The 23,809-nt window shown below is 54.3% G+C and carries 21 protein-coding genes; 14 read left to right on the top strand and 7 right to left on the bottom strand.

Annotated elements, in window-relative coordinates:
• Positions 1-5 precede the first annotated feature (5 nt).
• A complete protein-coding gene (locus tag G506_RS0116485; protein WP_028117832.1) occupies positions 6-839 on the top strand; it encodes an MOSC domain-containing protein in 834 nt (277 codons plus the stop codon).
• A 49-nt stretch (positions 840-888) separates the two neighbouring features.
• On the opposite strand, the gene G506_RS0116480 is transcribed toward G506_RS0116485, so the two are convergent.
• Both G506_RS0116480 and G506_RS0116475 read right to left on the bottom strand, forming a co-directional pair.
• Positions 889-1,215 (bottom strand): DMT family transporter, encoded by a 327-nt coding sequence (locus G506_RS0116480; protein ID WP_028117831.1) that lies wholly within the window; start codon positions 1,213-1,215, stop codon positions 889-891.
• A gap of 178 nt (positions 1,216-1,393) precedes the next feature.
• Positions 1,394-1,942, bottom strand: a complete 549-nt coding sequence (locus tag G506_RS0116475; protein WP_028117830.1) for a chalcone isomerase family protein — start codon at positions 1,940-1,942, stop codon at positions 1,394-1,396.
• A 392-nt stretch (positions 1,943-2,334) separates the two neighbouring features.
• On the opposite strand from G506_RS0116475, the gene G506_RS0116470 reads away from it, so the two are divergent.
• The 3 genes from G506_RS0116470 to G506_RS0116460 are packed head-to-tail and all read left to right on the top strand — an operon-like array spanning position 2,335 to position 5,293.
• Entirely contained in the window at positions 2,335-3,198 is an 864-nt protein-coding gene (locus tag G506_RS0116470) for a hypothetical protein (RefSeq protein ID WP_240473447.1), read from the top strand.
• A 53-nt stretch (positions 3,199-3,251) separates the two neighbouring features.
• Positions 3,252-4,433 carry a DUF5692 family protein gene (locus G506_RS20025; RefSeq protein ID WP_051202209.1) on the top strand — a complete coding sequence of 394 codons (1,182 nt, stop codon included), beginning with the start codon at positions 3,252-3,254 and terminating at the stop codon, positions 4,431-4,433.
• 29 nt (positions 4,434-4,462) lie between these two features.
• Positions 4,463-5,293: a hypothetical protein gene (locus G506_RS0116460; protein ID WP_240473446.1), complete on the top strand. Its 831-nt coding sequence runs from the start codon at positions 4,463-4,465 to the stop codon at positions 5,291-5,293.
• Positions 5,294-5,390: 97 nt separating this feature from the next.
• Here the strand turns inward: G506_RS0116460 and G506_RS0116455 are convergent, their stop codons facing one another.
• From G506_RS0116455 to G506_RS0116445, 3 genes are read right to left on the bottom strand one after another with little or no spacing between them, the layout of a single operon-like run.
• Positions 5,391-6,776 carry an NAD(P)(+) transhydrogenase (Re/Si-specific) subunit beta gene (locus G506_RS0116455; protein ID WP_028117827.1) on the bottom strand — a complete coding sequence of 462 codons (1,386 nt, stop codon included), beginning with the start codon at positions 6,774-6,776 and terminating at the stop codon, positions 5,391-5,393.
• 6 nt (positions 6,777-6,782) lie between these two features.
• The gene (locus G506_RS0116450; RefSeq protein WP_028117826.1) at positions 6,783-7,058 is read right to left on the bottom strand and encodes an NAD(P) transhydrogenase subunit alpha part 2; all 276 of its coding nucleotides are present in this window, start codon (positions 7,056-7,058) and stop codon (positions 6,783-6,785) included.
• A 1-nt stretch (position 7,059) separates the two neighbouring features.
• Positions 7,060-8,259, bottom strand: coding sequence for an NAD(P) transhydrogenase subunit alpha (locus G506_RS0116445; protein ID WP_240473445.1), 1,200 nt, complete (start codon positions 8,257-8,259; stop codon positions 7,060-7,062).
• 510 nt (positions 8,260-8,769) lie between these two features.
• On the opposite strand from G506_RS0116445, the gene G506_RS0116440 reads away from it, so the two are divergent.
• The 6 genes from G506_RS0116440 (at position 8,770) to G506_RS0116415 (ending at position 16,066) form a co-directional block, all read left to right on the top strand.
• Complete coding sequence (locus G506_RS0116440) at positions 8,770-10,569, top strand: assimilatory sulfite reductase (NADPH) flavoprotein subunit (protein ID WP_028117824.1); 1,800 nt, start codon at positions 8,770-8,772, stop codon at positions 10,567-10,569.
• Positions 10,569-12,350, top strand: coding sequence for an assimilatory sulfite reductase (NADPH) hemoprotein subunit (gene cysI, locus G506_RS0116435; protein ID WP_028117823.1), 1,782 nt, complete (start codon positions 10,569-10,571; stop codon positions 12,348-12,350). Before G506_RS0116440 ends, cysI begins: the two co-directional genes overlap by 1 nt.
• Before the next feature lie 18 nt (positions 12,351-12,368).
• On the top strand, positions 12,369-13,118 hold the full coding sequence (locus G506_RS0116430) for a phosphoadenylyl-sulfate reductase (protein ID WP_028117822.1): 750 nt from the start codon (positions 12,369-12,371) through the stop codon (positions 13,116-13,118).
• 88 nt (positions 13,119-13,206) lie between these two features.
• Positions 13,207-15,060: a methyl-accepting chemotaxis protein gene (locus G506_RS0116425; protein WP_028117821.1), complete on the top strand. Its 1,854-nt coding sequence runs from the start codon at positions 13,207-13,209 to the stop codon at positions 15,058-15,060.
• Positions 15,061-15,116: 56 nt separating this feature from the next.
• Positions 15,117-15,494, top strand: coding sequence for a VOC family protein (locus tag G506_RS0116420; RefSeq protein WP_028117820.1), 378 nt, complete (start codon positions 15,117-15,119; stop codon positions 15,492-15,494).
• A gap of 74 nt (positions 15,495-15,568) precedes the next feature.
• On the top strand, positions 15,569-16,066 hold the full coding sequence (locus tag G506_RS0116415) for a GNAT family N-acetyltransferase (RefSeq protein ID WP_028117819.1): 498 nt from the start codon (positions 15,569-15,571) through the stop codon (positions 16,064-16,066).
• Between the two features lie 242 nt (positions 16,067-16,308).
• Here G506_RS0116415 and G506_RS0116410 read toward each other — a convergent pair whose 3' ends face one another.
• Both G506_RS0116410 and G506_RS0116405 read right to left on the bottom strand, forming a co-directional pair.
• Positions 16,309-17,271, bottom strand: coding sequence for a nucleoside hydrolase (locus G506_RS0116410; protein WP_028117818.1), 963 nt, complete (start codon positions 17,269-17,271; stop codon positions 16,309-16,311).
• A 97-nt stretch (positions 17,272-17,368) separates the two neighbouring features.
• On the bottom strand, positions 17,369-18,016 hold the full coding sequence (locus G506_RS0116405) for a peroxiredoxin-like family protein (RefSeq protein WP_028117817.1): 648 nt from the start codon (positions 18,014-18,016) through the stop codon (positions 17,369-17,371).
• Between the two features lie 260 nt (positions 18,017-18,276).
• On the opposite strand from G506_RS0116405, the gene G506_RS0116400 reads away from it, so the two are divergent.
• From G506_RS0116400 to G506_RS20020, 4 genes are all read left to right on the top strand, one after another.
• The gene (locus G506_RS0116400; RefSeq protein WP_028117816.1) at positions 18,277-18,723 is read left to right on the top strand and encodes a universal stress protein; all 447 of its coding nucleotides are present in this window, start codon (positions 18,277-18,279) and stop codon (positions 18,721-18,723) included.
• 337 nt (positions 18,724-19,060) lie between these two features.
• Positions 19,061-20,446 (top strand): aminotransferase class V-fold PLP-dependent enzyme, encoded by a 1,386-nt coding sequence (locus G506_RS0116395; protein WP_028117815.1) that lies wholly within the window; start codon positions 19,061-19,063, stop codon positions 20,444-20,446.
• Positions 20,447-20,493: 47 nt separating this feature from the next.
• Positions 20,494-21,393: a transporter substrate-binding domain-containing protein gene (locus tag G506_RS0116390; protein WP_028117814.1), complete on the top strand. Its 900-nt coding sequence runs from the start codon at positions 20,494-20,496 to the stop codon at positions 21,391-21,393.
• Positions 21,390-23,729 carry a putative bifunctional diguanylate cyclase/phosphodiesterase gene (locus tag G506_RS20020; protein WP_051202207.1) on the top strand — a complete coding sequence of 780 codons (2,340 nt, stop codon included), beginning with the start codon at positions 21,390-21,392 and terminating at the stop codon, positions 23,727-23,729. Before G506_RS0116390 ends, G506_RS20020 begins: the two co-directional genes overlap by 4 nt.
• Positions 23,730-23,809: the final 80 nt, after the last annotated feature.

Genomic DNA, 23,809 nt, shown 5'->3' with positions numbered 1-23,809 from the left:
AGCAAATGACAATCGTAACTGAACTGTGGATCTATCCGGTCAAAGGCTTGGCGGGCATTTCACTGACCGAAGCTGAAGTAACCGCAACGGGGTTGAAGTGGGATCGCCACTGGATGGTAGTGGACGACAAAGGCCGCTTTGTCAGCCAGCGTCAGTTGCCGCAGATGGCGACCGTGAAAACCGAATTGAGCGCCGATAGCTTGCTGCTGCATCACCCAAGCCTGCCAAGCTTAACCCTGCCACTAAACGCCGATCCCGCTGAGTCGATGGCGGTTAAAGTGTGGGACAGCCAACTGGCGGCCAATCGCATCGAAGCGGCAGGGCAGTGGTTAACCGAGGCGCTGCAAAGTCCACGGCCACTGCATTTGGTGCGCTTCGCCGAAGACCAAACCCGAGCCGTCAGTGGCAAATATTTACAAGCCGGTGAACAGAGTCATACCCATTTCGCCGATGGCTATCCGATTTTGCTGTGCAATCAGCAAACCTTGCAGCAGCTCAATCAAGCGCTAATCGACAAAGGGGAACAACCGGTGCCGATGAGTCGCTTTCGTGGCAATGTGATTGTCGATGCGCTTGCCGGTGCGATGAGCGAACTGCAGCCTTGGCGGTTAACTGGCGCGCAGGTGCAGTTGGCCATTCGTAAACCCTGCGAGCGTTGCCCGGTAACCAAAATTGATCAGCACAGCGGTCAGCGGATGCATCCGCAAGAGCCGCTGCCAAGCTTGATAGCGCTCAATCCAATGGCCGATAAGCCCGGGGCATTCTTCGGCGGGAACGCGATTGTGGTGCGCGGCGGCCGGCTGCGAGTTGGCGAAAGCCTGCAAACCGAAACTGACTAAGTTCACACCGCGCAGTTCAATGCTGTGGACTGCGCTGGGTGAATTGGTATTAGGCGTGGGTGTTGGAAAACAGGTTGATGATGGTGACGCCAGCGATAATCAGCCCCATGCCTAAGATCGCCGCAAAATCGAGTTTTTGATTAAACAGCACCACCGCCACCAGCGATACCAGCACAATGCCTAAGCCACACCAGATGGCATAAGCGATGCCGACCGGCATGGTCTTTAATACCAACGACAAACAATAAAACGCCACGCCGTACCCCGCAGCAGAGAGCAAACTGGGGCCAAGATTGCTAAAACCATTGGAGGCTTTCAGAGCGCTGGTGGCGATCACTTCGGCGATGATGGCAATGCACAGGTAGAGGTAGGTCATATCGGCAATAAACGGTGGCGGGCAGAGCCTAAGATTATACCGCCATTGATGACTAAAACCTTACTTTTTATGTGGAAAAGGGCAGCGCCAGACAGCGTTGCCCCAGTAGTTGCATAAGCACTGGCATGAGTACTTACATGAGTATTGGCATAAGCCTTTAACTTAGTGCTGACGATCGTTAGCCGCCAAGCATCTGCTGTTTTAGATCGTCACTTAGCGGCTTGTCTCCGAGCCAAATGCCAAGCAGTACTTGGCGGAACTCTTCACCATCAACTGCCACCAATTTGCTGCCGTTTTTATGCAGCTCGACCGCTTGGCCGGGCAGTGAGATAACTTGAAAACGATCGCCTTCCACCACCGGCGCACTGAACGCGGCGGTAAACTGGTCGATCTGCGGTCGCAGCGCCGTTAACCGATCGCCGGCGGATTGGGCAAAGCCCTCTTCCATGCTGGCGGTCATCTTATCGGCGGTGATCAAGCCTGAGATTATATCCAGCTGGATCATTGCCGGCGCGTGGCCAGAGAGCATGGCAGTGACCTGATCGCTGCCGTATAGCGAGGCGACATACAGCTTCATAAAGAACTTTTTGCGCACGCCAGCGCCTTGATAAGGGATTTCGGTACTGGCTACGGTGGTCAGTTCCGGCAGCGACACACCAGCAACCGTAGCGGCAGTTAGGTTGCCAGAGAGCAACGCCATGCAAGCGGCAATTACGACACGTTTCATAACACCTCACAGATGATCAATGCGCCGTTACCGGCGTTAAGTCTTGCAAAAAATCGCCATACAAACAGGATTAGAGTATTCGCTCTAATTTGTTTTTCTTTGATCTTAGTCAATAGTTATTCCAAGTTTCGGTGAACGGCTGTTCGCTTAATATTTTCAGCTAGTAAATTTCAACATTTGCAGCGAGTAATGTTGTTCAACAAAGGCTGGTTGAACGACCACTCTGTTTGTTGTTGTTGGAATCTGGTTCGACGCTGATTCGGTGCGCTCTAAAAATAATCAAATGGTGTCTGTGATGTACCTCGCAAAATTGCTTTGGCGGCGAGTTAGAGTAAAAGCGTTAATTGATCGGAGGCTATATGGAAATACCTGTCTGGACATACGTCGCATCCATGACTGGCTACATAGTTTTTCTGTTGTTGCTGGTCGAGTTTATGCGCAAAACACCGCGCTTTACTTTTGTATTTTGGCTATTGGCTTTATTAACCGCACCATTGTGGGCGGATAATTTAGAGGGTTGGTTCCGCTGGGCTAAGACAGTCAGCGTGTTACTGCCAACGGCATTGATTGTTGGTTTTGCTCGCTTGGCTTACTTGTACAGTCAAGATAATAATGCCTTGTACCGTTTCTTCCGCCGCGATTGGGTACTATGGGCACTGTATGGGGTGCTCTTCCTGAATATCGCCGAAGCGACCTTAAAAGATTTGGTTACCGCCAACTACTTTAACTTTGTTGCTGGGGTGATTTTGCTGATCACCATGCCTTTCCCGAAATACAAAAACGGCCAGCGGCAATATTGGTTAATTGGCAAAGATAAACCCAATGACTTGCTATTTTATTCCACCGCGGCTTGGAACTTCCTCTATACCACTTGGAATATGGCGTTTGTATATGGCGAGAATGCCAGCTATTTCGCCAGTTCATTCTGTATTTTGATGGCGGCAGAACTGTACCCACTTATTAAAAAGCGGCCAGAACTGTACATCATTGCCCGGGTTTATACCTTGGCCTGCCACATCTTGATCCGCGCCTTGGGCGACCCATTTGTGCACGTGATGGATTCCAGCAGCTGGGCTAACAATACCGTGCTGTGGGTTTGGGGCGCCATCAATATGGTGCTGCATATCGCCTACCTGTGGTGGTACTTCAAAAAAGGTCGCAAACCTGACGGCAGTTTTGAACCGCCAACCGATGGTCGTGAACCGCCGTTGATCAAAGACTGTCAGCTACCAACCACCAAACCTGCTGCGGCATAGCCGCCCCGACTGTCTCTTTCTAGGGGGAGTGTGCTCCCCCTAAGGAAACCTCAATGAACAACTTACGGTTATTGTTCACCAGCCTGTTATTGCTGTGTATTAGCGCCCTTGCACCGCAGGTAAGCGCGCAAGTGGCGCCGGATCTGCAAGGCCAGATCTGGCAAGGCACCATGGATGGCGATCCCGGCCAAGGTAGCCTGTTGTACCGGCTTGAGTTTACCAGTGCCACCGACGTCACTATTACCAAACAGTACGGTGGCGACAACGTGGTCGAGCAACATCAATGGCAACTGCAAGGCGACCAACTGGTTATCCATGCCGCTGCGGATGCCAAAATTGATGATTTTACTGACGCCAGCATGGTGTTCAGTTCCGATACTCGTTTTCGCTATGACAAAGGCGATAAACACTTCACTGGGCATAAATGGATTCAGTGGCGTGCTTACGCCCACGTGCTGTTTGTTCTGCTGGGGCTGATGGCGATGAACGAGATCTGCCGCCATTACAAATGGCCAACGGTGGTGATCTTCTTTGTGTTGCCAATCGCGCTGATCCCACTTTGGGCCAGCTACGAAGTCAGCTACTGGTTTAAATGGGTCAAACTCTACTCGGTGGTTGGTGCCTGTGTGCTGTTCACCCTGATCCGTTACACCAAAGTCGGTGAGTTTAAGTGGGCCAAATTTGCTGCCGCCGCTTTCCTTGGCATCAACATCGCTGAAGCGGTGATGCAGGATTTCTCGATGGGCTACACCGCCAACGTCCTCAATGCCATTGGCGGCATCTTCTCAATCGTCACTATGACGGGCTGGGCCTACATTCATGCCCGTGAAGATAAGGTGCGCGACATGGTGTGGCCAGCGATGACCAGCTTCTGGATTATCGCTTACGACGTGTGGAACTTCGCCTTTGTTTACTTGAATTTCCCGGGCTCGGCTACCGCTCAATTTATGGTGCTAACTGCCGCCACCATCCCATCGTTGCTGATTGCCAAAGGTACTTGGCTGCAAGCCCGAGCGTTCACGCTTGCACTGAGCTTTATGTACTACTTCTCCAACCCAGCGTTTTACGAAAGTAACGTGGTGATGCTACCGCGTAACGACGAACTGATGTTGGCTCTTGGTCTGCTTAGTTTTGTGCTCAATGGCATCTTGTTTGTACAGGTGTTCGGCGCCAAATGGCGCGATTACCAAAACAACAAAAACAACCCGAATAACCAAACCCCAATCGCGCACTAACCCGATTTTTGTGACATGGAGTAATGATGATGAAAAAGCTAACTGCCGCCGCCGTCATGGTCGCACTGAGCCTGCCAGCAATGGCCAACGATGCCCCAGACATGGGCAGCCCAACCGAGGTCTACAACTACCTGGGTCTGTCCTACGGTAACTTTGGCGCCAACCTCAAAGGGATGCGGGCGCTGTCGGAAGACAAGGGCGAATACGATCAGAAAACCGGGATCTTGTTCGAGGTGAAAAACATCTTTAACGAGAAGGATAAGAATCCCAAGTTCTCTGGTTTAGACCCTGCAACTGGACAGCCAACATTCGATGATGAAGCAGACAACCGTTCTTACCGGCTACGCTACGGCACCGTTAATACCAAAAATGGTCTCGGATTCTCGGTTGATGCGGTGCTGGCGGATCACCCGTTCTACGGCACCATGTCGGTGATTCAAGCCGGCCCAGTGGCAACCATTCCCGTTGGTGACAGCCTGCTGATCTGGCCAATTCTGTACGCCGGTGGGGTGATTGTCGAAGACAATACCGAACAGTTTGCCGTTACTCCTGGACAGGTGGTGGGACAGCGGATGCAGAGCGAAGGGGTTGATATCGCCTCCACCATCGCCACCGCGATGATGTACGTCAAATGGAGCATCACCGACAACATCTGGATGCTTTCGAGCTACCAGTACACCACCGAACTGAGCGGTAAGTCGTGGGAAGATGACATCGCTGATGGTGGTTTGCAGTTGCAAGCGGGGGTGGTTGAGGTGTCGTTTGCCTATCAGCTGACCCCGAAACAGAACATCCGCGCGTACTACACCGATGCCAGTGATGACGATCGTTACTGGGTAGAGTTTAACTACGCCTTTTAAGTCATCAATGGCGATTGAATCTCAAGGTTAGATGTCAGTTGATGAGGTAAACAACAACGGGGGCTCCAATGAGTCCCCGTTGTTGTTTTGGTTTGGGTTAATCCGCTTCTTTCAAACTAGCGGTCAGCTCGACAATCGCTTTCTTACCATCGCCAAACAACATCAAGGCATTGTCTTTGGCAAACAGCGGATTCGGCAGACCAGCAAAGCCTGGGCTTAATGAGCGCTTAACGATAATCACGTTGCGGGCCTTATCTACATTCAGGATTGGCATGCCGTAGATTGGGCTGCCTTTGTCTTCCCGTGCCATAGGGTTGGTAACGTCGTTGGCGCCAATTACGATCGCCACATCAGTTTGCTCGAACTGCGGGTTGATCTCATCCATCTCCACCAACTGCTCATACGGCACTTCCGCTTCCGCCAGCAATACGTTCATGTGCCCCGGCATCCGCCCTGCAACCGGATGGATGGCGTATTTCACCTCGGTACCACGGGCTTCCATCACGTTGGCCAGTTCCCGTACCGCGTGTTGCGCTTGCGCCATTGCCAGACCGTAGCCCGGAACAATTACTACTCGTTCAGCGGTTTCCAGCATCATCGCCACTTCTTCTGGCGAGGAGGATTTGACCTTACCGGCATACACTTCGTCGGCGTCGATGGTTTCGCCGCCCTCAGCCATTACCCCAAACAGCACGTTGGTCAGCGAACGGTTCATCGCTTTACACATGATTTGGGTCAGGATCAGGCCAGAGGCACCAACCAGTGAACCGGAGATGATCAGCACGGTGTTGCCGCTGATAAAACCGGCCGTGGCGGCGGCGATGCCGGAGTAAGAGTTCAGCAGGGCAATCACCACCGGCATATCGGCGCCGCCAATCGGCAGCACCAGTGCCAGACCAAGCACAATGGCGACGGCGACCAGCAGCAGGATCAGCGCGCCGCTCGGGGCGTTGGTGTGCAGCAGCACTAGAAGCAGGCCAACGGCGAACAGAATAGCGTTAGTCAGGGTGCCGCCGGGGATCTTCAGCGAACCATCACTAAACACTTTCAGCTCTCTCAGTTTGCCAAAGGCAACGAACGAACCGGAGAGGGTGACCGAGCCGATCAGCACGGTGACGGCAATCGACAGCTGGGCGATGGTGTTACCGCCCATGCTGGGATCGGCGACGTTGGCCAGCGCTACAAACAGCGAGGCTCCGCCACCAAAGCCATTCAGCGCCGCCACCATCTCTGGTACAGCGGTCATCTGCACGGTACGGGCCAGATAGGTACCGACGCCACCGCCGATGATCATGCCGACGATGATCCAGCTGTAACTTAAGATCTGTTGATCCAGCAGGGTGACTACCACTGCAATCAACATCCCCAGCGAAGACAGTTGGTTACCGCGTACCGCAGTACGAGGTTTGGTTAGATTTTTGATGCCGAGGATAAACAGCACCGCGGCCACAAGGTAGGCCAGATAAACAACGGTTGAACTCATCGGTGGTTACTTCCTTTTAAACATCGCCAGCATCCGGTTGGTGACCAAGTAGCCGCCAACCACGTTGATGGTGGCCAGCACCACCGCGATAAAGCCAAGGATGTTGACCCATACCCCAGCACCAGAGCCGGCAGCCAACAGCGCCCCGACCAAAGTAATGCCCGAGATGGCATTGGAAGCCGACATCAGCGGCGTATGTAGGGTTGGTGGCACCTTGGTGATCAGCTCCACCCCCAAAAAGATCGCCACCACAAACAGGGTGATCAGTAGCATCAGTTCCATCTTATTTGCTCTCCTCGTTGCTGGCGGCGGCGTTTTCCGGCTCTGGTTCCGGTTCGTCAGTCATCAGTGTCGGCAGTTGTAACAGGTCGCGCAGACGGGCATTGACCACTTCGCCATTAAAGCTGACGGTGGTGTCACGGATGATCTCATCCTCAAAGTCCCAATTCAGCTCACCCTCTTTAGCCATCAACAGCAGTAGGTTGGTGAGGTTAGTGCCAAACATTTGGCTGGCGTGATTAGGAACGCTGGCGGGCACGTTTTGCGGGCCAATGATGGTCACGCCGTGATGTTGAACGGTTTTGCCCGCTTCGGTCAGTTCGCAGTTGCCGCCGGTTTCCGCCGCCAAATCGACGATGATCGATCCGGGCTTCATCTTATTCAGCTGCGCTTCGGTGATCAGTACCGGCGCCTTGCGACCCGGGATTGCCGCGGTGGTGATCACTACATCTTGTTGGGCTAACACATCGGCCATCGCCGCTTGCTGCTTAGCGATAAAGTCGGCGCTTTGTTCTTTGGCGTAACCGCCTTTGGTTTCGGTGTTTTCCGCTTCGATGTTAAGTTCCACCGGTCGCGCACCGACCGACAGGATCTGTTCGCGGGCGGCGGGGCGAATGTCATAGGCTTCAACCACCCCACCAAGGCGTTTGGCGGTGGCACAAGCTTGCAAGCCAGCAACGCCAACCCCCATCACGAACACCCGGGCAGGCTTAAGCGTGCCAGCAGCGGTCATCATCATCGGGAACAGCTGTGGGGCATTGGCCGCACCCAGTAGTACCGCTTTGTAACCGGCAATGGTGGCGTTGCTGGAGAGGACATCCATCGATTGCGCGCGGGTAATGCGCGGCACCAATTCTAAGGCGATGCCGTTGATCTGATGCTCTGCCAAAATCGACGCTACCGCTGGATTAGCCAGCGGATCCATCATCGACACTAAGGTTTGGCCTGATTGCAGCTGCGGCAGCAGTTTAATCAAGGCATCACCGTGGCCGCAGAGGGTTAATACCACTGCCGCATCCGCCAGTGTCGACGGGCGATCAGTGCCAATAGTGGCGCCGGCAGCTTGGTAATCCTCATCGGTGAAACCGGCTTTTAGGCCAGCGCCACTCTCGATGGTAACGGTCAGCTTGGCTTTGGTGAGCTTGCTGACGTTGGCGGGGATCAGCGCAACGCGCGTCTCTCCTGGTTGAATCTCCTTGATCACGGCGATCTTCACAATCAGGTCCTCGGTGACGGGGCAGGTCGATATCTGTCGTACCTGTTTGCGCCCGTTATTGGTTATTGTCGAAACTAAATTTGGCTGATTCTCTGTGTTGTCCAAACATGGTGAATGATGTTTTGTGTGTCCAACCTTGGACACCAGATATCAACCTGCCCCCAACCAACATTCAGCGCAGATGATGTCGATTGGTCACATATTTTCTGGAGTTTCCCACGTTCATCACAACCGTCAAAGGTGTGTAATGGATGGAAGTCACGATAAAGGCAATCGAAAACAATGTACTTTGATCCAGCGCAGTTTCAAACGCTTGTTTAGTTCTGCAGCAATTGCATTCGCTTATCTGGAATTTTGGCGTTGCTAAGCGCCGGGGCCTAATTGGGCTTTATATGCACTTTAGTTATAAAAAAACCAAATTGAGTATTTTTTATAACTATCAAGGCTCCTTACCCTGTGGGCTATCAAGTGAATGACACAAGCGATCAGGGAGCGTTGATGCTGTTGAACGAATTGCAGGCCGGTGCAGGAATGCTGGCACCAGAGCAGGTAACCAAGTTGCGAGCACTGGCGGCGGAACTAACGCCGGTACAAGCGGCTTGGATCAGCGGCTATCTGGCGGCGTTGGCGAATCAAGGGGCAAGCCAGGTTGCCGCTGTTGCTGGCGAAAATCCAGCTGCGGTGAGTGACAGCAGTGCCGCGCTCACCATCTTGTATGGCAGCCAGACTGGCAATGGCCGCAGCGTCGCCGAGCAAGCGGGCAAAGCCGCCAGTGAGCAAGGCTGGGCGGTGACGCTGAAATCGATGAGCGATTACAAGCCAAAGCTGTTAGCCCAAGAGCAGCGACTGCTGCTGGTGGTCAGCACTCACGGCGAGGGCGATCCGCCGGATGACGCCTTGGGATTCCATAAGTTTGTGATGGGCAAACGGGCGCCGCAATTGGATGGGTTGCAGTTCAGCGTACTGGCCCTAGGGGATTCCAGTTACCAGCAGTTTTGCCAAACCGGCAAAGAACTTGATGCTCGGTTGGCAGAGCTAGGGGCTAGCAGAATTGCCGAGCGAGTCGACTGCGATGTTGACTTTGCCGACAGCGCCAATACCTGGCAGCAAGCGATTTGGCAGGCATTGCCGAAGCCACAAAGCGCCGCTGCCAGTGCCGGCACGGCGCAGGTGTTGCCGTTTGCGCAAGCCGAAACCGCTAACTTCACCAAGCAGTCTCCTTATCAGGCTGAACTTATCGTCAGTCAAAAGATCACCGGCCGTAACTCCAGCAAAGACATTCGCCATGTCGAGATCGATCTTGGCGATTCCGAGATCCGCTATCAGCCCGGTGATGCCCTCGGTATTTGGTTGGATAACCCCAGTGCGCTGGTGGATGAGATCTTGCTGCTATTGGATTTAGCCGGAGACAGCACCATCAAACAGCAACTGCAAAGTGAGTATGAACTTACCTTGTTGAGCCCCGCCGTAGTTAAAGGCTGGGCGGCGTTGACGGGCAGCGAACCGCTTAACAACATCATCAATGATGGCACCCAGCTGCGGCGCTTTATCACTTCGCACCAATTGGTCGATTTAATCAAACGTTACCCACTGCCGAGCGGCACTAAGGTCACCGCTGATGAGCTGACTGCGATGCTGCGACCACTGACCCCACGGCTGTATTCGATCGCCTCCTCGCAAGCGGAAGTGGGTGACGAAGTGCATCTAACGGTTGCCAAAGTGGCCGAGCAGCGCGATGGCATCGAACGCCTCGGTGCGGTATCGGGGGCGCTGGCAACCCGACTCGGGGAGGGCGATAAGCTGCGAGTGTTTGTCGAGTCCAACGACCGCTTCCGCCTACCTGCCGATGCCACCACCCCAATCATTATGATCGGCCCCGGCACCGGCATTGCGCCCTATCGCGCCTTTATGCAGCAGCGTGCCGCTGATGGGATCCGTGGTAACAGTTGGCTGATCTTTGGTAATCCACACTTTACCGAGGATTTCCTCTACCAAGTGGAGTGGCAGCAGTATCTGGCCAGCGGCGAGCTGGAAAAGCTCACCTTGGCGTTCAGCCGCGATCAGCCCGACAAAATCTACGTCCAAGACCGCCTGCGAGAGCAAGCCAGCGAACTGTGGCAGTGGCTAGAGCGCGGTGCCGTGCTGTATCTGTGCGGTGATGCCAGCACCATGGCACCAGCGGTAGAGCAAGCGTTAAAAGATATCGCCGCCGAGCAGGGGCAGCTGGACAGCGAGCAAGCGGCTGAGTGGCTGTTCGAACTGCAACAACAAAAACGCTTTTTCAAGGATGTGTACTGATGAGCAGCAATCAATTACCGGCGGAACTGCAAGACTTGGTGGTGACCGGCAAACTGGCGGATAACGAACGGATCAAAGGCCAAAGCCAGCAGCTGCGCGGCACCATCGCTAGCGATCTGACCGATCCTGTCAGCGGCGGTTTCACCTCCGATAACTTCCAGCTGATCCGCTTCCACGGCATGTATCAGCAGGATGACCGCGACATTCGCGCCGAACGCGCCGAACAGAAATTGGAGCCGCTGCACACGGTGATGTTACGGGCGCGGCTGCCCGGCGGGGTGATCACTCCCAAGCAGTGGTTGGCGATTGACGACTTTGCCAAGCACAGCAGTCACGCTGGCAGTATCCGTTTAACTACCCGGCAGACCTTTCAGTTTCACGGGGTATTGAAGCGCGACATCAAAACGATGCACCAGATGCTAAATCGCATCGGCATCGATTCGATTGCCACCGCTGGCGATGTAAACCGCAATGTGCTGTGTACCTCTAACCCCGAGCAATCGGAACTGCACAGCCAAGCTTATGAGTGGGCAAAGAAGATCTCTGAGCACCTGCTGCCGCACACCCGCGCCTACGCCGAGATCTGGCTCGATGGCGAAAAGATCGAAAGTACCGAATCGGACCGTGCTACCACCGCCGAGGCCAGTGGCGCCGAAGTGGAACCGATCTTGGGGCAAACCTACCTGCCGCGAAAATTCAAAACCACGGTAGTCGTGCCGCCGCACAACGACGTTGATCTGCACGCCAACGATCTTAATTTTGTGGCGATTGCTGGTAGCGGCGAACAGGCGGGGCAGTTAGTTGGCTTTAACGTGTTGGTTGGTGGTGGCTTGGCGATGACCCACGGTGATCAAGCGACCTACCCGCGTACCGCTGATAACCTTGGTTTTGTGCCGCTCAAGCACACGTTGGCGGTGGCGGCTGCGGTGGTGTCGACCCAGCGCGATCTCGGTAACCGGGTTAACCGCAAAAACGCCAAGACCAAGTACACCATCGATCGCATTGGCCTTGCGGTGTTTAAGCAAGAGGTTGAGCGCCGCGCCGAGGTAACCTTCGCTGCCGCCGCGCCGTTCGAGTTGACCCATCGCGGCGATGCCTTCGGTTGGACCGCGGGAATTGATGGCAAACACAACCTGACGCTGTTTATTGAAAATGGTCGGGTGTTTGATTTTGTCGATAAGCCACTGAAAACCGGAATGGCAGCGATTGCGCAAATCCACAAAGGTGAATTTCGCTTGACCGCCAACCAAAACCTGATTGTTGCGGGGGTAGCTGAACGCGACAAAGCGGTGATTGAACAGTTGGCGCGGCAGCACGGGCTGATCAACGACAGCCACTCTAACCAGCGCAAAAGCGCCATGGCTTGTGTGTCGCTGCCGACCTGTCCATTGGCGATGGCCGAAGCCGAGCGGGTGCTGCCAAGCTATGTCGATCGTTTAGAGGCGTTGCTGGCAAAACACCAGGTGCCTGAAGAGGCAATCATCTTCCGCATCACCGGCTGCCCCAATGGCTGTGGCCGAGCGATGCTGGCGGAGGTGGGGTTGGTTGGCAAAGGGCCGGGCAAATACAACCTGCATCTGGGTGGCAATCATAATGGCAGCCGCATTCCCAAGCTGTATCGTGGCAACCTTGATGAGCAGGCACTGTTTGCCGAATTGGACAGCTTGATCGGCCGCTGGGTGGCAGAGCGTCAACCGGAAGAACGCTTTGGTGACTTTGTGGTTCGGGTTGGCATTATTGCTGCGGTAGTGGTGCCCAAAGACGATTTCTACGCGGCTTAGTCGCGTTAGGGGGAGAGCATGTTAACGCCAACCTCAGCCCAACTGGCGGCGCTGCTGCGCGAGCCGCAAAGTCCAGACAGCCAAGCGCTGCTGGCGGTGCTGAATCAGCAGCTTGGGCAGCTTACCGCAGCAGAGCGGATCGCTTGGGGGCTGGAGCAGTTGCCCGGCAACCATGTGCTGACTTCCAGCTTTGGTGCGCAAGCGGCGCTGATGCTGGATCTGGTCACCAAGCAAGCGCCGCAGATCCCAGTGGTGCTAACCGATACCGGCTACCTGTTTGCGGAAACTTACCAGTTTATCGATCAACTGACAGAGCGGCTGAAGCTAAACCTCAAAGTGTTTCGCGCCAAGCATAGCCCGGCGTGGCAGGAGGCGCGCTTTGGGCAGTTATGGCAGCAAGGGGAGGCGGGGCTGGATCACTACAACCGCTTGAACAAAGTTGAGCCGATGCGCCAAGCCTTGGACGAATTAGCCGTTGGCAGTTGGTTTGCCGGGCTGCGGCGGCAGCAATCCCAAAGCCGCAGTGAATTGCCGTTTTTAGCCATCCGTTCCGGCCGCTTTAAACTGCTGCCCGTGCTGGATTGGCACGCCAAGCAGGTGCACCAATACTTAACTGAACATGAACTGCCGTATCATCCACTGTGGCATCAGGGCTACGCTTCAATCGGTGACTATCATACCTCAAGGCCGCTAGAACTTGGCGAGAACGAAGAAGATACCCGCTTTTTCGGGATCAAGCGCGAGTGTGGTTTGCACTATGAGATCTGACCAGTAAACCGTAGCCCATTAAAAGCCTGCTCAGTTTTGCCGAGTCTTGGCCGATAACCGACTGTCGGTCATTTTCTAGGGCATAACAATGCGGATAAAAACTCGGTTGCAAGGCTTTGTGGCGCTGGTAGCGCTGTTTACGGGGCTGATTCAAGCCGCATTTGTGTTGCCCTACTACTGGCAGCAAAGCCAAGCGGAACTGCAGCAGCAACTGCACACTCAGGTGGAATCGCTGCAGCAAAATTTGCAGCAATGGTTGCAGCCTCGGGCGCAGATGGTGCGGCAAACCGCAGCGCAACTGCAACAGCGCGCGCCACAAACCGCCACCTTTAATCTGCTGGCCGCCAGTAATGGCTTTGATCTGATGTACGCTGGCTACGGCAACGGCGAGTTAGTCTGGAGCCAACTGGATCAGCCTGCACCGGCCATCGATCCGCGCCAGCGTCCGTGGTACCAAAGCGCGCAAGCGCAGTCGCAGTTGGTGTTTACCGATCCCTATCAAGATGTTCATGGCGGCATGGTGCTGAGCTTGTCGCAGCGTTTTGATGGCGCATTTTCTGGGGTGGTGGCCGCCGATATCTCGCTCGGTGCCATCGCCAACTCGGTGCTTGCCAGCGCCTCCAAGCAGCAACGAGTATTGCTAGTGGATGCTAAGCAGCGGGTGATTGCCGCGGATGACGACAGTCTGCTGCTGACCAACCTCAACCAACTAGTCGCTGCCGATGCCATTAAGCAATACGATCCAACGGTACCGAATTTGGTCGCTTTCCAAGGTCAAAGCCACTATCTGGCGGTCACTGACATTGCCGATGCGCATTGGCAAGTGGTGATCCTGGCGGATCAGCAACAGCTGGAGCAGGGGATCATCGCCATGACCTTGCGGATGTTGCTGGTGACCTTGCTGGTGGTGGTAGTGATCACGCTCCTGACCGGCTGGCTGTTGCACCATCTGCTTAAACCGGTCGAAACCCTGCGCAGTTCGATCAACGATTTAACTGAGGGCGAGGCGGATCTAACTCGTCGCATCGATATTCACCGTGCCGATGAAGTCGGTAAAGTGGCTAGCCATCTCAACCAGTTTATCGAGCAATTACAGCAGATCGTTGGCAATGTTCGTGGTCAAGCGGAGGCCTTGTCAGATCAAAGTCGAACCACTGCGGTACAGGCGTTGCAACAGGCCGAGGCGGTGGCGCGCCAAGATGATCAACTGGCGCAGATCGCCACAGCGGTCGGGCAACTTGAACAAAGCGCCAACATGGTGGCGCAGCAAGCCTGCGCCGCGAACGATGCGGTAACCAATGTCAGTGACGCCTGTCGCCAAGGGCGTGAGGTGATCCTGCGTTCAGTCGCCAGCAGTGATCAACTGCTGCAACAGGTGGTGCACAGCGGCGAAGTGATCGGCCAGATGGAGCAACACGCGCAGGGCATCGACAAGGTGCTGGAAACCATCGAAGCGATCGCCGCCCAGACCAACTTATTGGCATTGAATGCGGCCATTGAGGCGGCACGCGCTGGCGAAGCGGGACGCGGTTTTGCGGTGGTAGCCGATGAAGTGCGGGTGTTGTCGCAGCGTACCAGCGCTTCGATTGATGAAATTCGGTCGATGATCGAGGCGTTGCAAAGCACCAGTCAGGTGGCGGTTGGCGCCATGAACCACGGACAACAGTTGGCCAAGTCCAGTGCCGTTGAGGCGGAACAAGCAGAATCGGTGTTGCTGCGGATCGTCGCCGAAGTGGAGCGGATCTCGGCGCAAGTGGCCGAGATCGCCGCCGCCGCCGAAGAGCAGCATCAAGTCAGTGAGGTGATGACCGCCCGCTGCGATCACTTGCGCCAAGACAGCGCCGAGCTAACTACCGTTGGCGTCCAGTTGCAGCAGGCCTCAGAAGCGATGCAGCAAAACTGTATGCAATTGCAGCAGCAGTTGGCCAAGTTTCAGGTTTAAGGCGCTGCCGGTGAGCTAGGGTTAACGGGTTACGATGGATAAATCAGGAGCCCGTTATGGCGAGCAATCCGGTGGGGTGGTTTGAGATCTACGTGGATCAGATGGCGCGTGCCAAAGCCTTTTATCAACAGGTGTTTGCGCTGGAACTGGAAGCGATGGAAGAGCCCAGCGATGAGATCGAAATGTGGCTGTTCCCCGGCCACCATGAAGAGTACGGTGCCAGTGGCGCCTTGGTGAAAATGGCTGATTGCAGTGCCGGTGGCAACAGCACCGTGGTCTATTTCTCTTGCGACGATTGCGCCGTCCAGCAACAGCGGGCGGCGGAGGCTGGCGGGGCCGTCGTGAAACCGAAATTCGCCATCGGCAAGCATGGCTTTATCGCCTTGGTGCGAGACACCGAGGGCAATCTGATCGGTCTGCATTCGATGAGTTAACCATTTAACGGTTGTTTTTTTGAACACGCCATCGGTAACCTGCTGAGATAAGACCGCGACAAGGAAAGTTATCGATGGATATTGTGGTTCGCCGAAGCACCGTTGCCGATGCGGATGCGATCGTGGCGCTTTATAGCCATGGCAATGCGCAGATGAATACCTTGCAGATGCCGTTTGCCGAACCCAACCGTTGGCGTGAACGGTTAAGCAATCAGCCCAGCAATGTATTCAGTTTGGTGGCAGAAGTGGATGGTGAGCTGGTTGGCAGTATCGGTTTGACCATTAGTGAGTGCCATCGCCGCCGCCATGTCGGCGACTTTGGTATGGGGGTTAAAGACAGCCATCAAGGACTTGGGATCGGGCAAGCGCTGCTGAGCGCAATGATCGACTTGGCCGACAACTGGCTGGATCTGCATCGGATCGAGTTGACCGTATTTAGCGACAACCATCGCGCCCAGCATTTGTATCAGAAATTTGGTTTTGTCACCGAAGGGGAACTGCGCGATTACGCCTTTCGCAATGGCCAATACGCCGATGCATTGTCGATGGCGCGAATCAACCCGAATCACTAGCCCCTGCTAGTGGAAACCGCCGCACTCTGCGTTGTTCAACTTACTGGTAGAACCCCTAGCAGTTGCGTTGAACGCCTCGATTGCGGCGATTTCTCCTACGCAATGGAATCGAGTGGCTAACTAACAGTACTTAGCAACGTTGCTGGGTAGCCGAGAACGCATTCTCGGACTGGCTTTGGCTCAAATAATAAACGCTCCGATTCGGAGCGTTTTTTGTTTGCAGTGGCATTAGCCGATGAGTTTTAGGCCAAACGGTTGATGCTGTCTTGATACAGCTTCAGTAGTCGCTGGTCATCGACACTGACGCATACCTGTTGGGCGCGGTGATCGCTGAACTCATCGTCAGAGTAACGGCGGGCATCGACTTTCTGCACGGTCATGCCAGTCAGTGGGCCGTCACACACCACTCGAACTGGGCCAGAGCGGGTGCCGAATAGGCTTGGATCGGCGACATAGGCAATCGCCGATGGATCGTGGACGTGACAACCGTTCAGGCCCACCTTGTTGGAGTAGAACTCCAAGTAGAAGCGGCTGATGTCGTGGATAAACTGGCCGGTTTCGCCGGCGCTGTCGCGCAACGCATCCAAGTATTCGCCACTAAAGAACGCTTTATGGGTGACATCCAAACCGACGATCACCACCGGCCAATCAGCGGTAAACACCAGATCGGCGGCGTGCGGATCGTCGTGGATATTGGCTTCGGCAAATGGCGCGACGTTGCCGCAGTTGCCATCAAGGCCAAAGGCACCACCCATGATCACCACCTGCTTCACATGCTGGGTGATTTCAGGATCGTGCTGCAAGGCCAGCGCCAAGTTAGTCAGCGGGCCAACCGCCACAATGGTGATCTCGCCGCTGCGACGTTTTACCTCTTCACACAGGAACTGATAGGCCGGGCGTGGATCGAGGTTAATCGCGGTATCCGCTGGGGCTTCGACATAGCCTAAGCCATGCTCACCATGAACGATGGTGGTTGGTCCGACTGGTGGGCGAACCAGCGGTTTGTCGGCGCCTTTGGCGATAATGGCGTTGATGCCAAAGCGATCGCGCAGGTAGCAGGCGTTCTTGGTGCCATCATCGATGGTGGCGTTACCAAAAACGGTGGTGATGCCATACAGATCGATGTTCGGTAGAGCGTGAGCGAACAGCAGTGCCATTGCATCGTCGATACCTGGATCGGTATCAAAAATAATGGTTTGGGTCATGGATAGTGGCTCCAAGGTAGGGGGGAGCCATCTAAGCAAAGGTGGGCGCTGGCGCCAATAAAAAAGGCGATCTGCCGATCGCCTTTGTGATTTGGATTCAGTTGCTTGCCAGCATTAGCTCGGCCGCTTTGAGGATAAGCTCAGGATGGGCGCGCACTTTAAAGTTAGGGTTAACGTAGGAAAACTGCACTACGCCATCGGTATCAACCAGATACACCGCAGGTACCGGCAAGATCACTTGGCCCTCAGGGCTCAACACCAAGCGATCGCCCATCTTGGCTTTGTAGCCCAGATTAGCGGCACCAGAGAGGGTATAACCCAAGCCAAAACCGGTGGTGGCCTGCAGATTACGGTCACTCAACAGTTGGTAATTGCCTTTGCCTTCACCGGCCTTTAGTTCTTCCGGTGGCTCTGGTGCCAGTGCCAATACTTGCACGCCCAGCTGCTTTAGTTGCGCCTCAATTTGCTGCAGTCCCGCCAGCTGGGCGTTGCAGTAGGGGCACCAACCGCCACGATAGAACAGCACCAAGCTTGGCTTTTGTGCCAGCAACTGGTTCAGTGAAAGCGCTTCGCCCGCGCTGTTTTGCACCGTAATTGCCGGTACTTGCATGCCATTGAGCAGTGGCGATACCGCTTCGGGGTTGGCGGCAATACCGCCATCTTGATTGGCAAGGGCGGTCAGCGGTGCGCTGATGATGGTGAGCGCCAGCAACGCGCGGCTGAGCAATCGAGCAGTTCTGTTCATAATTGGTCCTTCAATGTGGCTATGTCACTGCTTGGATTGACCGCGTGACTGCCGCGGTGCTTTCACTGCTGGCGACAATCAGTACTGACTGCGGTGATTGTGGCGGTTTGCAGCACTATTCACTGCCTTTGCTCACCAACTTTGCCGGGTCATTGATGTGAGTCAAAGTACTCAGCAGCCACTAATGTTGCTATTAGAGTTAGCAAGTTCAAGGTTGCAATGGCCGTTCAGGCCGATCACTACAGGGCGAGGAAATCACCATGGATAAGTACACCAAGATTCTGATTGCGTTAGATTTTCATGACGATAACCACCAGATTATTCGACGTGGGTTGCGGGTTTGCCAAAACAACGAGGCGCAACTGTACTTTATTCATGTGCAAGAACCGATGGCGATCGCCTACACCATCGATGGTCTGGATTTTGCCGATCAAATGGTGGCGATGAAGCAGTCATTGCGCGAGCGCGCTGAGCAACGTTTGGAGGAGCTCGGCAAACTGCACAATATTAATCGCAGCAATCTGCTGCTGCGTGAAGGGGTGGCTTCGGATGAAATTGAACGTGCCGCCAACGATCATGATATCGATCTGGTGATTATTGGTACTCACGGCCAATCCGGATTGCGGTCGCTACTGGGGTCAACCGCCAACAGCGTATTACACAGTGTCAGTTGTGATGTGTTGATGGTTGATCTTCGTAAACAGTAACTGCAATGCAGCCGCCATTGAGCAGCCGTTGTGCTCAATGGTGGCCGTCTGTCGAATAGATTAAATTCATGCTGTTTAATTTGTAGAGTGCAGATAAGTTTATTTAATGAAATTAACTTAACTCTCTATCAAATATCATTTTGGTTGTTATTGGTGTGCTTTTTGTTTATTAATGAAACAGCATTGGCTGAGCAATCTAAATTAAATTCAGTGGTAGTCACTTGCGAGTTCAATAGTTTGATGTCACCGCAATCTTATTCTGGAAAACTAAATTAATGTCGCAGATTCAACGCAATATCAGTGCGTTGCTTGGATTTTGCCCTAAAGGAGTTTTCTCGTGTCATCAGCATTAACCAGTGTCACCAGTCGTCGTCAGTTTTTAAAAGCAGGAAGCGGCGTTGCCGCTGCGATGGCGTTGCCTAGCTCAGCAATGGCGGCGGTTGCCGAACCTGAATGGCGGGCTAGCGACTTCCGGCCAAACAAGCTTTGGCAATCATTGCGCCGCGAGTTCATCTTGCCAAAAGATAGCTGCTACATGAACATCGGTACCACCGGCTCTATCCCGCGAACCGTGCTGGATAAACTGGAACGCAATAATCGTCTAGTGGCACGAGATCCCTACGCAATGGGTGATAAGTTTGGTCCGTTCCCACACGTCACTCAGATGATTGCCGATGTCGCACCGGGCTTTGGCGCCGAGCCGCATGAGATTGTACTTAGCCGCAATACCACCGATGGTATTTGTAGCATCATCGGCGGATTGCAATTTGAAGCCGGTGATGTGGTGCTGACTACCCACCACGAGCACATCGGTTTGACCTCGCCGCTGCATGTTGTCAGCGAGCGCTACGGGGTTGAAGTAATTGAACTGGAGATCCCGGTGGATACCGGCGCCAACAGCGTTACTGAAGATCAGTTTGTGCAGGTGTTTGCCGATGCGGTGGCGCTGTATGGTTCGCGAGTGCGGTTGCTGGCGTTCTCGCACATTACCTACAAAACCGGCACCACCTTGCCGGCAAAGCGGATCTGCAAAGAGGTGGCGATCCCCAATCAGATCCCAACCTTAGTCGATGGTGCCCACGGTATCGGCATGTTGGATCTCGACTTCCACGATATGGACTGCGATTTTTACGCGGGCCCAGGCCATAAGTGGCAGTGTGGTCCCGGTGCCAGTGGCATTTTGTATGTCCGTGACAATGCCGAACGGCTCAAACAATTCTGGTACGACCGTCCACAGCCGTTGCACATTATCAACAGCTCGATGGCAGCGATGAACCAGCCTTTGAACATGCAACTGCAATATGTCGGCAACGATAACTTCCCAATGAAACAAGCACTGGCTGATGTCTGCAAAATGTGGGATCAGATCGGTCGTGATCGCATCGAACAGCGAGTGTTGGAACTGAGCGCTCGTCTGAAACGCGGCTTGGCAAAGGCGTTTCCTGAAGCGGCAATCTACTCGCCACTGGTAACCGGTTTAGAGTCGGGGTTAACCACTATCAACCCATTCTATGACCAAGCCGATCGCGATCTGATTGCACAGATGAATAGCGAGCTGCGTGAACGCCACGGTTTTACCATCCGCACCGTTAACTTTAAGTTGCGCGCCGATGACGCGTTCGACACCCACGCGCTGCGGATCTCTACCCACCTGTTCCACAGTGAAGAAGAGGTAGATCAGCTGGTAAAAGCAATGAAACGAGTTTATCGCCAGTTGGCGTAACCGCGTTAGTCAGACAAGGGGCATTAGCCCCTTTTTTAGGGATAGGAATGAGTTTTCTCGGCTTATATCGCGGGGTCGTGCTGGCCTGCGGTTTATTGATGATGCCGTTAGCGGCGGCGGTGTGTGATCTGCAACAGGTCAAGCAGGCTGGGGTGTTACGCCATCTGGGGGTGCCCTATGCCAATTTTGTTAGCTTGCAAACCACTGCTCAGGGCAGCCAACCGCAGGGCATGGATGTCGAATTGATCCGTGGCTTCGCCGAATATTTGGGGGTCGATTATCAATATGTCGCCAGTGGTTGGCCAACGCTTGTCAGCGATCTCGTTGGTGATGGGGTTAACAGCGGTTGCGATGGCATCAACGGCGATGTGATTGCCAATGGCTTAACCATATTGCCTTCGCGAGCTGAGTTATTGACCTTTTCGAATCCCTATTTCCCATCTGCGGTGTGGTTGGTGGCTCGCAGCGATGCGCCAATCCAGCCGATCGCGCCCAGCGGTGATCAGCAACAAGATATCGATCAGGTGCGCGCCCTGATGTCCGGGATCTCGGTGCTGGCGATGGAACACACCTGCCTGGATCCGGGCTTTAACGAGCTACATCAAACCAATGCGACGGTGGTGTTGCCGCGAACCGCACTGCAACTGAATGAGATGGTGCCGGCGATCCTCAATAGCATGGCGCAAACCACCATTTTGGATGTGCCGGATACCATCATCGCCCTCGATAAATGGCCGGGGGAGATTAAAGTCATCGGGCCTATCTCTTTACAACAACAGATGGCGGCCGGCTTTCGGCAAAATACGCCACAACTGACAGCAGCGTTTAATCAATACCTGCAACAATTAAAAACCGACGGACGCTATCTGCAACTGGTGCAGAAATATTATCCATCGATGTTTTACACCTTTCCTGAATTTTTTGATGGCATCGTTCAAGCGCAATGATCAAACCGCCTAAGTTCAACATTGGGGCGAAGTTACTTGCCCTTGGAACCCTCGTTACCGCTTATCTGGTCGGTCTGTTTCTGTTTGTTATTGAAGGCCACCAGCAATTGCGATCCCATCAAAACAGCCAATTTGATGTCCGCATTCAGCAGTATGGTCGCGAGCTGAGCTACCTGCTCGACAGCAGCGCTTTGGCGTTGGCGGATCTGGTGCAAGACAAAGCGATCTATGGCTACTTATCGAATCGGGCGCTGGGAATGTCGATGTCCTACGGTTTGGGAACCAGTTTGCACAAAGTTAATCTGCTATTGCAGCAGCGACAACGGATGCAGATTGGCGATCGACAGGCCTATCAGCGGCTGGCACTGCTGGATCTTAATGGCCAAGTGCTGGCGGATACCGGCGGTGCCAGTGAGGAGTTGCAGCGGCTAAATCTCGCTGCGTTATTGGTCAAGCCTCGCGGCAGCAGCTACCTGCAGGTTATCCCCGGCGAGACCCAACCGCAGTTACTGCAACTGATGCTGGTGTATCACTATGATCAACCCCATGCGGTGCTGGTGGCGCAATTGGATCAACGTACACTGCAGCGCTTACTTACCCGCTTTGAGGCGCTTTCCAAACACAGTCGGGTGACGCTAACCACCCCGGCTGGTGACCTATTAGCGTGGAATTCATTACCCTCCGATCAATTGCATAAGTCGGAGTTGCTCTATCAGGTGCAACAACCGGTCGCCGGTGCCCCGTTGACGGTTAAGGGCTGGTTTGAGCCGCTGACCGAGCAACAGTTGCTGACCTCGCGTCGGTTTATGATTGCCACCGGGGTCTTTGGAGTGGCGGTGTTGGGGTCATTTTTGTTTGTGCTGTGGGGCTACAATCGTCACCTGCGATTACAAGCCAAGATTGCTCGCAGTGCCAACCAGCGACTTGAATTGAAACAGAAAAACCAGGAACTGGAGCTTGAAGTCGCTCGCCGCAAAGACACCGAGCTGCGCTTGGAGCATCAGGCCAATAATGACGGCCTTACCGGGCTGGCCAACCGTTACTCTGGGCAACGGGCGCTGACTGCCGCGTTGACCGAGGCCGCCGCTGCCGAAGAGTCGGTGCTGTTGATGATGCTCGATCTCGACAACTTTAAAGATATCAACGACACCCAAGGGCATGCCGCTGGCGATCAGTTATTGTGTGAATGCGCACGCCGACTGGCGGCACTGCAAACGCCGCACAGCACCTTGGCGCGTTTTGGTGGTGATGAGTTTTTCTGGGTAGTGCCGCAACTGGCGCAGGTCGAGCAGGCGACCGAATTGGCGCAATCGTTGTTAGAACTGTTCGAACGCCCGTTTATCCTCAACGGCAATGAATTCTTCGTCAGTGCCAGTGTTGGCATGGCGTTTTATCCAGCCGATGGTGACAGTGGCGAGCAACTATTCCAGCGTGCCGACGAAGCGTTATACCGCGCGAAAGAGCGTGGCCGCAATGGCTTCTGTTTTTACGATGCCGAACTGGGGCTAAAACTGCGACGAAAAATGCTGCTGCAAAGCAAATTGCGTAATGCGTTGGCCAATCAGCGGATCTCGGTGTTCTATCAACCGATCATTGACCTTACCAGCCAACAGGTGATCGGTGCCGAAGCCCTAGCACGGTGGCATGATCCTGAGCTTGGATTTATCTCACCGTTAGAGTTTATCGACATTGCCGAGCGCAATGGCATGGTGGCTGAACTTGGCAAACAGGTGCTAATGCAAGCGTGTGACCAAGCCAAACGTTGGCAGCAGTTGGCGCCGTTAACGGTGTCAGTGAACGTGTCTAGTGTGCAGTTTCAGCAGTTCAACATCTTACTAAGTCACATCTATCAGGCACTGGAACACAGCGAATTGCCGGCGCAACAACTGGTGCTTGAGGCAACTGAAAGCCTGTTGTTATCAAACCACGCTGCCTTTGCCCAGCAGCTCAGCGTGCTGACCGAAATGGGCATTCAGTTGGCTATTGATGATTTTGGCACCGGTTATTGTGGCTTAAGTTACCTGCACCGTTTCCCATTTAGCATCTTGAAAATCGACCGTTCGTTTATTCCAAAACAGATCTCGCAACAGGGCGAACAGGCGGCGTTGGTGCACGCCATTTTAGCGATGGCGAAGGCGCTCGATTTAAAAGTAGTGGCCGAGGGGGTAGAGCATTCTTGGCAAGCCGAATACCTGCAACAGCATGGTTGCCAGCGGGCGCAGGGTTTTTATTATGGTGAACCGATGTCCGCAGAGGATTTTTGGCAGTTCCTACAGCTGCGGGTAAAACGGCAGAAGCTGCTGCAGCCAACGGTGGTCGCCTTGCGAGCTCGTTAACTCAAGCCCTTGATTTTACTATTGCTGTTTTTCTCAGCAGTTGGCAGCCTAAGGCCAGATCCGAGCCGGTTGCTCTGGTG

The organism is Ferrimonas senticii DSM 18821 (assembly GCF_000422665.1).
Lineage (GTDB): Bacteria > Pseudomonadota > Gammaproteobacteria > Enterobacterales > Shewanellaceae > Ferrimonas > Ferrimonas senticii.
The sequence above is the reverse complement of the archived record's forward strand: the minus strand, read 5'-3'. Positions and strand labels throughout refer to the sequence as shown.

Excerpts from the sequence above, each read along its gene's own strand:
- G506_RS0116485 (WP_028117832.1), top strand. The coding sequence starts at position 6 with ATGACAATCGTAACTGAACTGTGGATCTATCCGGTCAAAGGCTTGGCG.
- G506_RS0116480 (WP_028117831.1), bottom strand. The coding sequence starts at position 1,215 with ATGACCTACCTCTACCTGTGCATTGCCATCATCGCCGAAGTGATCGCC.
- G506_RS0116475 (WP_028117830.1), bottom strand. The coding sequence starts at position 1,942 with ATGAAACGTGTCGTAATTGCCGCTTGCATGGCGTTGCTCTCTGGCAAC.
- G506_RS0116470 (WP_240473447.1), top strand. The coding sequence starts at position 2,335 with ATGACTGGCTACATAGTTTTTCTGTTGTTGCTGGTCGAGTTTATGCGC.
- G506_RS20025 (WP_051202209.1), top strand. The coding sequence starts at position 3,252 with ATGAACAACTTACGGTTATTGTTCACCAGCCTGTTATTGCTGTGTATT.
- G506_RS0116460 (WP_240473446.1), top strand. The coding sequence starts at position 4,463 with ATGAAAAAGCTAACTGCCGCCGCCGTCATGGTCGCACTGAGCCTGCCA.
- G506_RS0116455 (WP_028117827.1), bottom strand. The coding sequence starts at position 6,776 with ATGAGTTCAACCGTTGTTTATCTGGCCTACCTTGTGGCCGCGGTGCTG.
- G506_RS0116450 (WP_028117826.1), bottom strand. The coding sequence starts at position 7,058 with ATGGAACTGATGCTACTGATCACCCTGTTTGTGGTGGCGATCTTTTTG.
- G506_RS0116440 (WP_028117824.1), top strand. The coding sequence starts at position 8,770 with ATGCTGTTGAACGAATTGCAGGCCGGTGCAGGAATGCTGGCACCAGAG.
- cysI (WP_028117823.1), top strand. The coding sequence starts at position 10,569 with ATGAGCAGCAATCAATTACCGGCGGAACTGCAAGACTTGGTGGTGACC.
- G506_RS0116430 (WP_028117822.1), top strand. The coding sequence starts at position 12,369 with ATGTTAACGCCAACCTCAGCCCAACTGGCGGCGCTGCTGCGCGAGCCG.
- G506_RS0116425 (WP_028117821.1), top strand. The coding sequence starts at position 13,207 with ATGCGGATAAAAACTCGGTTGCAAGGCTTTGTGGCGCTGGTAGCGCTG.
- G506_RS0116420 (WP_028117820.1), top strand. The coding sequence starts at position 15,117 with ATGGCGAGCAATCCGGTGGGGTGGTTTGAGATCTACGTGGATCAGATG.
- G506_RS0116415 (WP_028117819.1), top strand. The coding sequence starts at position 15,569 with ATGGATATTGTGGTTCGCCGAAGCACCGTTGCCGATGCGGATGCGATC.
- G506_RS0116410 (WP_028117818.1), bottom strand. The coding sequence starts at position 17,271 with ATGACCCAAACCATTATTTTTGATACCGATCCAGGTATCGACGATGCA.
- G506_RS0116405 (WP_028117817.1), bottom strand. The coding sequence starts at position 18,016 with ATGAACAGAACTGCTCGATTGCTCAGCCGCGCGTTGCTGGCGCTCACC.
- G506_RS0116400 (WP_028117816.1), top strand. The coding sequence starts at position 18,277 with ATGGATAAGTACACCAAGATTCTGATTGCGTTAGATTTTCATGACGAT.
- G506_RS0116390 (WP_028117814.1), top strand. The coding sequence starts at position 20,494 with ATGAGTTTTCTCGGCTTATATCGCGGGGTCGTGCTGGCCTGCGGTTTA.
- G506_RS20020 (WP_051202207.1), top strand. The coding sequence starts at position 21,390 with ATGATCAAACCGCCTAAGTTCAACATTGGGGCGAAGTTACTTGCCCTT.